This is a genomic window from Achromobacter sp. DMS1 (assembly GCF_001270295.1).
In genome coordinates this window covers 1-12,272 of the sequence record NZ_LHSJ01000115.1, presented here as the reverse complement: position 1 = coordinate 12,272, position 12,272 = coordinate 1, and the positions used below count along the sequence as shown (strand labels likewise).

Genomic DNA, 12,272 nt, shown 5'->3' with positions numbered 1-12,272 from the left:
CGCCAGGCCGGGACGGCCGGTCGGCGCGGCCGAACAGGGCGCCCACCGCCACGTTGTCCAGCACCGAAAGGCCGGGAAACGGCCGCATGATCTGGAACGTGCGGCCGATGCCCAGGCGCGCGCGGCGGTAGGCGGGCAGGGCGGTGATGGGGCGGCCCTGGTAATAGATTTCCCCCTCGGACGGCGCGAGCGTGCCGCTGACCAGGCTCACCAGCGTGGTCTTGCCCGCGCCGTTGGGCCCGATCAGGCCGAGGATCTCGCCTTCGCCCAGCGTGAAGCTCACCTGGCTCACCGCCACCAGGCCGGCGAAGCGCCGCGTCACGTTGCGCAGGTCCAGGATCGCGTTCATAGCCGGTGCGCCTTGATGTTGTCCGCGAAATAGCGCCAGCCCGTCTTGCGGAAGCGCCGCAGCAGGTCGGCCAGACCGCGCGGCATGAGCACCACCGCCGCCACGATCACCGCGCCGAAGAACAGGCCCGCCACGCTGGTCACCTCGCTGGACAGCCATTCCGACACGGCCGACAGCGACAGCGCGCCCGCCACCGGCCCCAGCACCGTGCCGGCGCCGCCGAACACCGCCATGATGATCATCTTGACGTTCAGGCTGATGTCGAAGGCGCTTTCCGGATCGAGAAAGGTGATCCAGTACGCATGGATGCCGCCGGCCAGCGCCGAGAACACGCCCGACAGCGCAAACGCCGCCACCTTGTACAGCGTGGTGTTCACGCCCATCACCGCCGCGCCTTCCTCGTTTTCGCGGATGGCGATCAGGCCGAAGCCGAATCGGCTGCGCGTCAGCCAGGCCACGGTCAGGGTCGCCAGCGCCAGCAGGCCCAGCGACAGCTCGTAGAACAGCGGATCGTTGTTCAGCGGCGGCAGCACCAGCCCGATGTTCTGGCCCGCCAGCCCCACGTTGGATACGATGGCCGTCATGACCTGCGCCAGCGCCAGCGTGGCGATGGCGAAATAATGCCCGCGCAGCCGCAGCACGGGCAGCCCGAGCAGCAGCGCGAACGCCACCGCCAGCGCCACGCCGAAAGCCAGCCCCGCGCCGAACGGCAGTTCCCACTGCGCCATGGCGATGCCCACGCCGTAGCTGCCCAGTCCGTAGAAAACGGAGTTGCCGAACGACGCGTAGCCCGTATAGCCGCCGATGATGTTCCAGCCCTGGGCCAGCACCGCCAGCAGCAGGGCGTTGATGCCGAACTGCACCAGCACGTCCGACCCGTACCAGGGCACGCCCGCCAGCACGGCCAGCGCGGCGAGGATGAGCACGGCGCGCGCGGCCTTCATGCCGTTCTCCCCAGCAGCCCGCCGGGCCGCACGATGAGCACCGCCACCAGGATGCCGAAGCTCGCCACGTCGGCGAAGGTCGGCCCCACATACAGCATGGTCAGCGACTCCACAATGCCCAGGAACAGCCCGCCCACGATCACGCCCAGCGGGTTGTCCAGCCCGCCGATGATGGAAATCGCGAAACTCTTGGCCGTCAGCGCGGCGCCGATGTACGGGTTGATCTGCGACACCGAGCCATACAGGCCGCCCGCCGCGCCGGCCAGCGCCAGTCCGAGCCCGAACGTCACCGCATATAAATGGCGCGGCTCCACGCCATACAGCCGGGCGGCCACCAGGTTCTGCGCCGTGGCGCGGATGGCCCGGCCCAGCCGCGTATGCAGGAGCAGCAGCCACATGCCCACGGTCAGGGCCAGGGCCACGGCGAACGCGGCCAGCCTCACCAGCGGCACCGTCACCGGCCCCAGCGTGTAGCTGTTGCCCGCATACGGCGGATTGATGGTGCGGAAATCCGCCGAGAACGCCATCTGCGCCAGATAGGTGAGCACTACTTCCAGCCCGAACGTAATGAGCAGCGTATTGAACATGGGGCCGCGCACCACCAGGTTCAGCAGCCCGCGCTGCAGCACGTAGCCCAGCGCGAACAGCGACACGGCCGTGACCGGCAGGCCCAGGAACGGGTCCACGCCCAGGCCGTTGTACAGATACCAGGACAGGTAGGCGCCCAGCATGATGAACGCGCCGTGGGCCAGGTTGACGATATTGAGCACGCCCCAGACCAGGGCGAGCCCCAGCGCCATGACGGCGTAGAGGCCGCCCAGCAGCGCGCCGTTGGCGAGGATTTGCGCGAGCAGGTCCACGATCGCGGGTCCGGAAAGCCCGAAGGGGCAGGGCGTCAGCGCGCGTTCCAGGCCGGCATCGGGTATTTGGGCGGCGTCACGAAGCCCTTGGCGCCGTAGACCTCCGCCAGATTGTCGCCCTGCACCTGGATCACCACCTGCGGCAGGTCGATCTGGCCGTGGGCATTGAAGGCGACCGGGCCGTACAGACTGTCGAACCGAATGGCCGCCAGCGCGTCGCGCACCTTCTTGGGATCGGCCGTGCCCGCCTTCTCCATGGCTTCGACCAGCGCCTCCACATCGGCCACGCCCGAAGCGGCGTGGTAGTCCGGGTCATAGCCGTATTTGGCCTTGTAGGCCCGGGCGAACTGCTGCGCGTCGCCAAACCAGCGGTCCTTCAGCGCGGCCGAGGGCAGCCAGGCCGTCATGCCGAAGGCGTAGTCCGCGTCCTTGCCCAGCGCCTTGCGGAAATCCTCGGAGGGCACGCCCACGGTGAACGAATACATCTTGGGCGCCACCGCCAGGCTCTTGGCCTGGCGCACGAAATTCAGGATCTCGGTTTCGTGGCCCGCCACCAGCACCGCGTCCACCTGTTTGCTCTTGATCTGCGACAGCAGCGAATTGAAGTCGGTGGCGTTGGTGCTGTAGCGCTCGTCCATCACGACTTTCAGTCCGGCTTTCTTGAGCAAGGGCCGCGTGCCCTCGGCCACCGACACGTCGAACGCATCGTCCGCATAGAGCAGGGCTACGCTTTGCGGCGCGGGCTTGAGCGCCTTGAGCATGCTTACGGTGCTGCCGAAGTAATTGCTGGCCGGCGCCAGCGTGCCGAAAATGTATTTGAATTTGCGCGAGAAAATCTGGTCCGACGCGCCGCCGCCCTGGACCATGGGCACCTGGTATTTCTCGGACACCGCCGAATCGGCCAGCGCGAAATTGCTCGCGAAAGGCCCCAGCAGCAGGTTGACCTTGTCCTGGCTGACGAGCTGCGTGTACTGGCGCACGCTCAGGTTCACGTCGGACTGGTTGTCGTAGATCTTGAGCGCCAGCTTGTGCGCCTGGCCGCCGATTTTCACGCCGCCGGCGGCATTGATCTTCTCGACCGCCATTTCATAGGCGTCGCGATAATAGCGCCCGGTGTTCGACACCGGGCCCGTCATCTGGACCGAGGCGCCCAGCACGATATCTTTCGGCGCATCCGCCGCAAGCGCCGAAGCCGCCTGCAACGACAATGCCGCCACCGCCAGCGCGGGAATGAGTTTCCGGTACATGGCGTCGTCTCCTGTGGTTTTTTATGCAACTTATTGTGAGACGCACGCTATTACGTTTACCTGAACTCTCCCTCCGGCTTCCCGCGCGGGCGGTCCGGCGGATCAGATCCGGCCGGCCTGCGTGTCGATGCCGCACCATTGCGCGATAAAAAGCGCGATGGTCTTGGTGACCAGGCGCACCGACTCGAGATGCACGCGCTCGTCGAATCCGTGGATGTCCAGCGATTTCGGCCCGTAGACCAGCGTGGGCATGTTGCCGTAGATCACGAATACCCGCGCGTCGAGATAGCCCGGCGTGGTAAAGCTCTGCAGCTCGCTGCGAAAGGCCCGGCGGTGGCATTCGCGCAGCGTGTGCTCGGCGTCGGAGCCTTCCTCCAGCACATAGCCTTCCGCGTAGAAACCCGTATACGTGATCGCAGGCGGCGTGCCGCCCAGCCGCGAGTCGGACGCGGCCGCCTCGCGCAGGCAGGCCTCGATCTGCTCGCGGGCCTCGTCGGCCGTCGTGCCCGGATAAATGGCCGCGCGCACATCGAATTCGCACCACGGCGGCACCGTCGAGGGCCAGTCTCCGCCTTCGATCTTGCCGATATTGAAGTTGATGGGGTGGTCGAGGTGCTCGAAATGCCGATGGCAACGATGCTGGCCGTTCCATTGCGCTTCGAGCTTGCGCAGGGCCTGCATCGCGGCGTAGGCGGCATCGATGGCGTTGAACCCGCTGTCCATCTCGCGCGTATGGCTCGGGCGGCCGCGCACCCGCACCTTGAACCACAGCACGCCCACATTGGCCCGCACCAGCATGTTCTCTTCGGGCTCGGGAATGATCACGGCATCGGCCTGGTAGCCGCGCAACAGCGCGGCCAGCGCGCCGTTGCCGGTGCATTCCTCCTCGACGACGGACTGGAAATAGATGGGCGCGGCCGGCCGGTATCCCGCGGCGCGCACCGCGTCGTAGGCGAACAGGTTCGCGGCCAGGCCGGCCTTCATGTCGGCGGCGCCCCGGCCGTACATCCAGCCGTCGACGATGGCCGGGTCCCAGGGCGACCGGCTCCACATATCCAGCGGGCCCGTGGGCACCACGTCGATGTGGCCGTTCAGGATGAGGGAGCGCCCGGCCTGCGTCTCGGGCCGGTACGTGCCCACCACATTGAAGGCATTCTCGTACGATACGGTCACGGGACCGAAGCCGGGATGCGACCGGATGTCGTCGATGTCGATTTTCCAGCGGTCCATCGCGAAGCCGCGTTCGCGCATCGCCTCGAACAGAAAATCCTGAGCGGTGTGCTCCTGCTCCCGCAGCGACGGAAAGCGCACGAGATCCTGCGTGAACGCCACTTGCGCATCGAAGCGGTCGTCGACGGCCCGCAGGATGTCGCGGATCTGTTCTTCGGTCAGTGCTGCGGGTTGCGTCTGCGTCATGTTCATTCCTCGTAAATGATGGTGATGGGCCTGGTCAGGCCGAGGCTTTAGCCGCGCGCGCGTTGGGCGCGGACCGCACGAGCCGGCGCTTGTGCGCGGCCAGGCCCCAGATGGAAACCAGCGTGATGGCGGAAAGCACGGAATAAAAAAAAGCCAGCGGCAGCCATTGACCCGGATACCGGTGCGAGATCCAGGTGCCGATCAGCGGCGTCAGCCCGCCCGCGATAGCGCCGCAGAATTGGTATGACAGCGAGATGCCCGAATAGCGGATGTGGGTCTGGAACGCCGAACTGATGTAGCCGGCCATGGCCGAGTAGATCGTGGCCATGAATACCAGCACGATCGCGATCCCGGCGATGATGCTGTAGGCGCTGCCGTGGTTGACCAGCATGAACATAGGGTAGGGCGCCAGCACCGAACAGAACGCGGCACCGATCAGCACGCGGGCCGGGCCCGCCGCGTCGGCCAGCCAGGCGGCCAGCGGCTGCACGAAGAACTGGATGATCGCCACCACGAAAAGACAGTCCAGGATCAGCGCGCGGTCCAGTCCCATGGTCTGCGTCGTGTACGACAGCATGAATGTGTTGGTGAAGTAGATGCCGCCGATGGCCACGGTGCATACCCCCATGCAGAGCAGCACCGTGCGCCATGCGGTGCGAAGCACCTCCTTGGCCGGTACTTCCGCCCGTTCCTGCTGCGCCAGCACCCGGGCGAAGTCGGGGGACTCGTTCACGCCCACGCGGATGAAATAGCCCACGACCAGCAGGACCGCGCTGACGAGGAACGGTATCCGCCAGCCCCAGCCCGCAAAGGCGGTTTCGTCCAGCCCGGTGAGCAGCCGGAACGCCAGCAGCGACAGGATCAGGCCGGCCGGGCTGCCGAGCTGCGCGAAAGACGCGGCGAACGTGCGCCGCCCCTGCGACGCGTGCTCGCCGGCCATGAGCACCGCGCCGCCCCATTCGCCGCCGACGGCCAGCCCTTGCGCCAGCCGCAGCAGCAGCAACAGGGCAGGGGCCCAGAACCCGGCCATGGCGTAGCTGGGAAGCAGGCCGATGCCGACCGTGGCCACGCCCATGATGACCAGGGTTGCCATCAAGGCCTTCTTGCGGCCCACTCGGTCGCCCAGGTGCCCAAACACCACGCCGCCCAGCGGCCGCGCCAGAAACCCCGCGGCGAAGGTGCCGAACGACGCCATGGTGCTGACGAACGGATCGGCCGTGGGAAAAAATACCTTGCCGAACACCAGCGCCGCGGCCGTGGCGTAGATGTAGAAGTCGTACCACTCGATGGTTGTGCCGATAAAGGCGGCGGTCGCGGCGCGCACGGGCTGCCGCGCGACGGGAAAACTGGCGGAACCAGCCATGAGAGTCTCCTCGAACGCATGTCGTTATTCGAAGCCGCGTTTATCGCTCCGGGCTGATATAACGTCAATTTATGCTTATTAATAATCAACTTAAATAGTATTAATATTGATGCCATACGGCGCGATCCCGCCGTCCACCGCCGTCAATTCCGCCGAAAAACCCCGACATGCCGCCCGACACCATGCCTGCCCAGCCCAAACCGACTCCCACCGCGCTGCGGCCAGGCGATCGCCTCGACTGGAACCTGCTGCGCACGTTCCTGGTCATCGTCCAGGAGCGCAGCATCAGCGGCGCGGCCGCCAAGCTGCACCTGACCCAGTCCGCCGTCAGCCAGGCGCTGCGGCGCCTCGAAGAGCAGCTCCAGCGCCGCCTGATCGAGCGGCACAACACGGCGTTCACCATCACGAACGCCGGAGAAGAAGTGCGCCGCGCCGCACAAGCCATTTACGGCAACGTGGCGCAGCTGCTGACCGAGGTGTCGCAGACCGAGGTCGAAACCGCGGGCCGGATCCATCTGCTCGTCGCGAGCCGCATCCATTCCGGCGTCTACGACAGCTTCTGGGCGCATTTCCACCGCGCCTATCCGCGGATCGAAGTCCAGATGGACGTGCTGCCCAGCAGCGAAATCGTCGCCCTCATGCAGCAGCGCGGCGCCAGCGCCGGCATCGCCGTGTGCCGCCAGATTCCCAAGCGGCTGGAGCACAAGATCTTCCTCCAGCAGCGCTACGCGCTTTTCTGCGGCCGCAACCATGCGCTGTTCGGCAAGACCGACATCCGCATCGACGACCTGCTGGGGGAGAATTTCGTGTCGTTCGCCAGCGACGCGCTGGGCGACAGCCTCTCGCCGCTCACCATCTTCCGCGACCAGCGCGGCTTTTCCGGCCGCATCGTCGCAACCTCTACCCAGCACGACGAAGTCAAGCGCCTGCTGATCGCCGGCTTCGGCATCGGCTGCCTGCCGGAACACAGCGTCCAGGCCGACGTCGAGCAGGGACTGCTGTGGCGGCTGCCGCCCGGCGAAGGCGTGTGCACCGTGGACCTGCACCTGCTGTGGCACCGCGACGCCCCGCAGACCGCGGCCGAAGCCTCGTTTCTGAAAGCCTTCCGCGAATACATCGACGCCTATCCGATGGCGCAGCGCCTGGCGCCGGCAACGACGCCAGGCGCCAACACGGCTGGCTGACACGCGTCCATCGAATAGGCATGTCCTTACCGGACAGGGACGGGAAAGCGCCGCCGCGGGCTCGTGGCACAGGGACTCGGGCAGGGGCAGCTCTCGCTGACTACAATTTACGCATAATGTGTATTATGTAAAGTTAAATATGCCCACGCGCCCTGGCGGCTGCCACGTGTGAGACAAGGCAATGATGCCCTAACCCACAACCTAACGACCTTTCCCGTCCTAACCGCGCACCTGACTGCGCGATCACGTTTCAGGCCGGGCGCGGCGCAGCGAAGCCGTACAGCTGTGCGGGCGTGTCGCACAGAATCGTCCGGCGCACGCTCTCGTCGGGCACCCAGTCCGACAGCCATTGCAGGCAGCCGCCGAAGGTCGGCCCGCCCAGATAGTCTTCGTGGCTGACCCACGGAAAATCGCTGCCCCACATGAGCTGGCCCGGCCCGCCCGCTTGCAGCAGGGCATCGACGTAGCGGCGCGGGTCGCGCCGCCCAGGCGGTACGGCGCGGAGAGCTTGACCCAGGCCCGGCCCGTGGCGACGGCGCGCAGAATCTGCGCGAAGCCGGGGCCGTTGACGCCCAGCGCCGGATCGGGCGCGCCGAAATGGTCGATCACCACGGGGATGCCGGCGTCCAGCAGGCGCGGAACGATGCGAGCGGCGTGCGCGTCCTCCACGAACAGCTCCACGTGCATGCCCACCTCGGCCAGCTTCTTGAACAAGCGGCGTACTCGGCGCGCGACGTCCGGCAGACTGGCGCGGCGGGTCCAGTTCAGCCGCACGCGCCGCGCCGCGGCGGCGCATGTCATGCAGGACGGCTTCGTCGACGCCCGGGTCGACAATGACGCTGCCGGCCAGCCGATCCGGAAACGCGTCCAGCGCCTGCAGCAGCAGCGAGTTGTCGGCGCCGAGAAAACTCGGCGCGGTCAATACGCCGTGCGACAAGCCGTGAGCGCCGAGCAGGCCGACGTACTCGCGGGCCGTGACATCGCGCCGCGGGGCGGAATGGCGTTCGCTGACCAGCGTGGCCGACATATTCATCACATGGGCGTGCGAGTCGATTCCGGTGACGGGCCGCGGTTTCATCGCACGGCCCCTCCTTCTTGCGCGCCCTCCCCGTACTTCGCGCGGTACTGCGCTTCGGTCAGGAAGCGCTTCTCCAGCGCATCGGCCTGGCGGATGCCCATGATGTCGTGCAGCATCTCGAACGATACGCAGGCGTCCGGACGGTCAACGCGCTCGCCGCCGTCCAGCGACCGCCGGAAGAGATCCAGCCCGTTGATCATGCCCTGCAGGGCGCAGCCGGTCAGCAGGCGCGGATATATCGCCACGCGCACGCCCAGGTCCTGCAGCTCGGCGGGCGACAGCAGCGGCGTGGTCGAGCGCTGGCGGATGCCGAAGCCCATGTTCACGCACAGCGGCTTGTCCAGGTTCGCCGTCAGCACCTTGATCTGCTCGATGGTCATGACCGCGTCGGCGAACAGCAGATCGGCGCCCGCTTCGGCGTACAGGTTCAGGCGCTTGACGGCCTCGTCCAGGCCATGGGTGGCCAGCACGTCGGTGCGCGACTTGATGATGAAATCCGGGTCTTCGCGGGCTTCGACCGCGGCCCGCAGTTTTTGCGCCATTTCCTGGGCGTCGATCACTTCCTTGCCGCGCATGTGTCCGCAGCGCTTGGGCCAGACCTGGTCCTCGAACATCACGCCGGCGGCACCGGCGCGCTCGAAGGCGCGCGTGGCGTGGTACACGTTGACCGCGTTGCCGTAGCCCGTGTCGCCATCGGCCAGCAGCAGCAGGCCGCTGCAGGCCGTCATGGCGCGCACGGCGGCGAGATTCTCTTCCAGGCCCATGATGCCGATGTCGGGCTGGCCCAGACGGCTTTCCGACACGCCGCTGCCCGTGATGAAGGCGGCCTCGAAGCCGGCATGTTCCACCAGCCGGGTGGAAAAACCGTCGAAAACCCCCGGCAGGGCCAGCAGGCCGGGAGCCTCGATCAATTGACGAAGGCGCGCTCTTTGGATAGCCATGTCGTCTCCTTTCTGTCTCGAATGCTCGAAATGCGGCGCGCGGCTGGCGCTCACTGTCCGTTTGGAGCAGGCGCGCGCCGGTCCACCCGCGCCGCCAGGTCGCGCTCATAGGCGTCGGCGCGGTCCAGGCCGACGAGCTGCTGGCGTTCGCCGAAAGTCATCATCCGGTCTAGCAGGCTCTCGGTGGTGCCGGCCGAACGCAATACCGCCAACCCTTCCCGGATGGCGTGGGCGCCCAGGTACAGCGCGGCGTTGGCGTACAAGATGATGCGGAACCCCATCGCGGCCAGCTCCGCCGTGGGCAGCAGGGGCGTCTTGCTGCGCTCGACCATATTGGCCACCAGCACTTCGCCGGGAAATGCCTGCCCGATCCGCCGCAATTCTTCCACGCTGCGGGGCTGCTCGACGAAGATGGCGTCCGCGCCTATGTCCCGGTACAGGCGGGCGCGTTCGAGCGCCGCGTCGAAGCCTTCCACGGCGCGCGCGTCGGTGCGGGCGATGATCAGGAAGTCGGGGTCGGTCCGCGCGTCCAGGGCCGCTTGCAGCCGATAACACATGTCCCGCGCCGGCACCACGGTCTTGCCTTCGAAATGCCCGCAGCGCTTGGGAAAGATCTGGTCTTCGATGTGCAGGCCGGCCGCCCCGGCGCGTTCGTACGCGCGGATGGTGCGCCGGACGTTTGCCACGCCGCCGAACCCGGTGTCGCAGTCGGCAATGACCGGGATCGATACGGCGTCGGCGATGCGTTCGACCAGGCCGGCCAGTTCGTTGAGTGTCACCAGTCCGATATCGGGCGCGCCCAGATACGTGTTTGCCGTTCCGCCGCCGGTCACGTAGACCGCGGGGAAGCCGGCCTGCTCGATCAGCCTGGCCGTGAAGCAGTCGGTGGCGCCGGGCACCGTGCCCGGCCCGCCCTGCTCCAGTATGCGGCGCAATTGCGTCGTTCGTTTCATTGCCCTGTCTCCTTCCGTTGAACCTACTTGACCAGCCCGAGCGATTTCGCGATGCCTGCCATCGCGGCGTACTCGTCGTCCATGATCTTGCGCATCTCCCGGGCCGAAGTGCCTTCCACGTTGATGCTCTGGCTGGCCAGGAACGCCTTGAATTGCGGCGTCTGCGCCGCTTTGCGGAAGGCGTTCTCCAGCAGCGCCAGGCGATCGGCGGGAACGCCCTTGGGCGCGATGATGCCGTGCCAGAGCAGCGTCTGCTCTTCGGGAATGCCGAGGTCGGTCAGGCTGGCGGCCCGCGGCAGCGCGGCCACCCTGCCCACCGAACTCACGATGAGACATTTCACGCTCTTGTCTTTCACATAGGGAAGAATGGGCGCGATCGATCCCCCGTAGATGTCGATCTGGTTGGCCAGGAAACTCTGCAAGGTCTGGCCGGCGCCGGCGAACGGCACCGAACGCAGCTTGATGTGCAGGCGGGTGAAGATGCGCTCCGAGGCCAACTGGATGGTTGCCCCGACGCCGTCGGTGCCATAAGTGAGCTTGTCGGGGTTCTTCCTGGCGTACTCGACGAATTCCCGGCCGGAATTGGCGGGGAAGTTCGCTTTCGCGCACAGGACGATGGGCGCCGAGTCCGATAGCGATACGGCCACGTAGTCCGACGGCGAATACTGCGCCTTCAGGATATGCGGCGTCATGGTCAGCGGCGCATTCCATATGCCGCCGAGCGTGTAGCCGTCCGGCTCGGCGCGCGTGATCGCGGTCGTCCCGATGATGCCTCCGGCGCCCGGACGGTTGAGGATGACGAAATGCTGCTTGATCAGGCCGCCAGTGATCTCGGCCAGTTGCCGGATCACCGTATCGGTGCTGCCGCCCGGGGCGGTGGGAACGATGATGGTGATGGCGCGGGAAGGATACTTATCCTGCGCCTGGGCGGGCGCGGCGGCGCATAGCGCCGCCGCCATCAACGCGGCGGCCCATCCTGCCGGGCCCGCGGCGAAGTTTTTCATTCTCTTGTGCATGATTGATTGTCTCCCTGGTGGTGTGCCGGACCCGGTCATGGCGGGTCCGGGTGTCCGGGCGGCTCGCATGCCCGGACTGGACCGTCGCGGCGCGCCCAGCGCGATGGCCGTTGCGGCCGCCCGCCAGCAGCGCCGACGCGGACGGCGCCCGGGCCAGCGCGTCCGCGGCGTCGGCCAGCGCCTGTGCCGCCGGCGCCGGCACGCCGACCTCCTCGCACAGGGCGCCCGACATGTCGACCGCCGCATGCCAGGTCAGCAGATAAGCCTCGCTGCCGCCCTGCTCTGCCCACTCCCGCGCCACGCCATGGTCATCCATGGCGACGAGTCTGGGCCGGTAGCGCTCGATGCCTGGGTCCGACACCACGTCGATGCGGGCAGCCAGCTCCAGTACCCGCGTATCGTCGTAGCGGTGCATGCCCTCGTAGCCCACGCACCCGTCCACCCAGGCCAGCGCCGCGCAGAAAGGCGCGCTCATGAAGGTCTGCGAAAACCGCCGGAAGGGTCCGGCATGGCGCACGCCGATGAAATCGGCTTCGAACGGATGCATGTGTATGGTCAGGCGGCGCAGCGATGCCCGCGGCGCCTGCCGGCGCAGCGCCAGCACGCCGCTGACCACGGCGCGGTGGAACTGGCACGTGGGATAGGGTTTGTACGTGATCTGCCTGAATTCGAACTCGTCGCCCAGGCGATCGGCCACGCGCCGGCCATAACATCCATCGGGCCGGCCGTAGCTGCGAAAGAAACCCGCGTCGCCTTCGAGGCTGCCGGGGGCCGCCGCAGTTCCGGCACGGGCGCAAGGCGGCCGCGCTGATGCCGTTGCGCGCTGCGAAGCCGGCATGCAGCGGGTATTCTTCGGTGCCGGCGTTGACGAATTCACGCAGGCCGCAAGCGGCGCTGGCGGCCAGCGCCAGGGCGTCGCGG

Annotated in this window: 11 protein-coding genes and 2 pseudogenes; 1 reads left to right on the top strand and 12 read right to left on the bottom strand. The window is 67.1% G+C overall.

All coding sequences use genetic code 11. From position 1 onward, the window contains the following. From AD428_RS14560 to AD428_RS14535, 6 genes are all read right to left on the bottom strand, one after another. The coding region (locus AD428_RS14560; RefSeq protein ID WP_152968104.1) for an ATP-binding cassette domain-containing protein at positions 1–349 on the bottom strand (349 nt) is incomplete at its 3' end. Then, a complete protein-coding gene (locus AD428_RS14555; RefSeq protein WP_053245650.1) occupies positions 346–1,293 on the bottom strand; it encodes a branched-chain amino acid ABC transporter permease in 948 nt (315 codons plus the stop codon). The genes AD428_RS14560 and AD428_RS14555, both read right to left, overlap by 4 nt. After that, the gene (locus AD428_RS14550; protein WP_053245649.1) at positions 1,290–2,153 is read right to left on the bottom strand and encodes a branched-chain amino acid ABC transporter permease; all 864 of its coding nucleotides are present in this window, start codon (positions 2,151–2,153) and stop codon (positions 1,290–1,292) included. Before AD428_RS14550 ends, AD428_RS14555 begins: the two co-directional genes overlap by 4 nt. Before the next feature lie 35 nt (positions 2,154–2,188). Continuing rightward, a complete protein-coding gene (locus tag AD428_RS14545) occupies positions 2,189–3,400 on the bottom strand; it encodes an amino acid ABC transporter substrate-binding protein (protein WP_053245648.1) in 1,212 nt (403 codons plus the stop codon). A gap of 102 nt (positions 3,401–3,502) precedes the next feature. Beyond that, positions 3,503–4,816: an ArgE/DapE family deacylase gene (locus AD428_RS14540; protein ID WP_053245647.1), complete on the bottom strand. Its 1,314-nt coding sequence runs from the start codon at positions 4,814–4,816 to the stop codon at positions 3,503–3,505. A gap of 34 nt (positions 4,817–4,850) precedes the next feature. After that, entirely contained in the window at positions 4,851–6,179 is a 1,329-nt protein-coding gene (locus AD428_RS14535; protein ID WP_053245646.1) for an MFS transporter, read from the bottom strand. Between the two features lie 167 nt (positions 6,180–6,346). Here AD428_RS14535 and AD428_RS14530 point away from each other — a divergent pair, with 167 nt between their 5' ends. Continuing rightward, positions 6,347–7,363: a LysR family transcriptional regulator gene (locus tag AD428_RS14530; protein WP_235490335.1), complete on the top strand. Its 1,017-nt coding sequence runs from the start codon at positions 6,347–6,349 to the stop codon at positions 7,361–7,363. Positions 7,364–7,613: 250 nt separating this feature from the next. On the opposite strand, the pseudogene AD428_RS25080 reads toward AD428_RS14530, so the two are convergent. The 6 genes and pseudogenes from AD428_RS25080 to AD428_RS14510 form a co-directional block, all read right to left on the bottom strand. Then, a pseudogene (locus tag AD428_RS25080) lies at positions 7,614–8,164 on the bottom strand (amidohydrolase family protein). 16 nt (positions 8,165–8,180) lie between these two features. Continuing rightward, a pseudogene (locus AD428_RS29945) lies at positions 8,181–8,441 on the bottom strand (amidohydrolase family protein); the annotation flags it as partial. Next, on the bottom strand, positions 8,438–9,382 hold the full coding sequence (locus AD428_RS14525; protein ID WP_082308420.1) for an isocitrate lyase/PEP mutase family protein: 945 nt from the start codon (positions 9,380–9,382) through the stop codon (positions 8,438–8,440). The gene AD428_RS14525 and the pseudogene AD428_RS29945, both read right to left, overlap by 4 nt. A 50-nt stretch (positions 9,383–9,432) precedes the next feature. After that, positions 9,433–10,335 (bottom strand): isocitrate lyase/PEP mutase family protein, encoded by a 903-nt coding sequence (locus AD428_RS14520; protein WP_053245644.1) that lies wholly within the window; start codon positions 10,333–10,335, stop codon positions 9,433–9,435. 23 nt (positions 10,336–10,358) lie between these two features. After that, positions 10,359–11,339 (bottom strand): tripartite tricarboxylate transporter substrate binding protein, encoded by a 981-nt coding sequence (locus AD428_RS14515; RefSeq protein ID WP_160318586.1) that lies wholly within the window; start codon positions 11,337–11,339, stop codon positions 10,359–10,361. Then, positions 11,248–12,048 (bottom strand): MmgE/PrpD family protein, encoded by an 801-nt coding sequence (locus AD428_RS14510; protein ID WP_053245642.1) that lies wholly within the window; start codon positions 12,046–12,048, stop codon positions 11,248–11,250. Before AD428_RS14510 ends, AD428_RS14515 begins: the two co-directional genes overlap by 92 nt. Positions 12,049–12,272 lie beyond the last annotated feature (224 nt).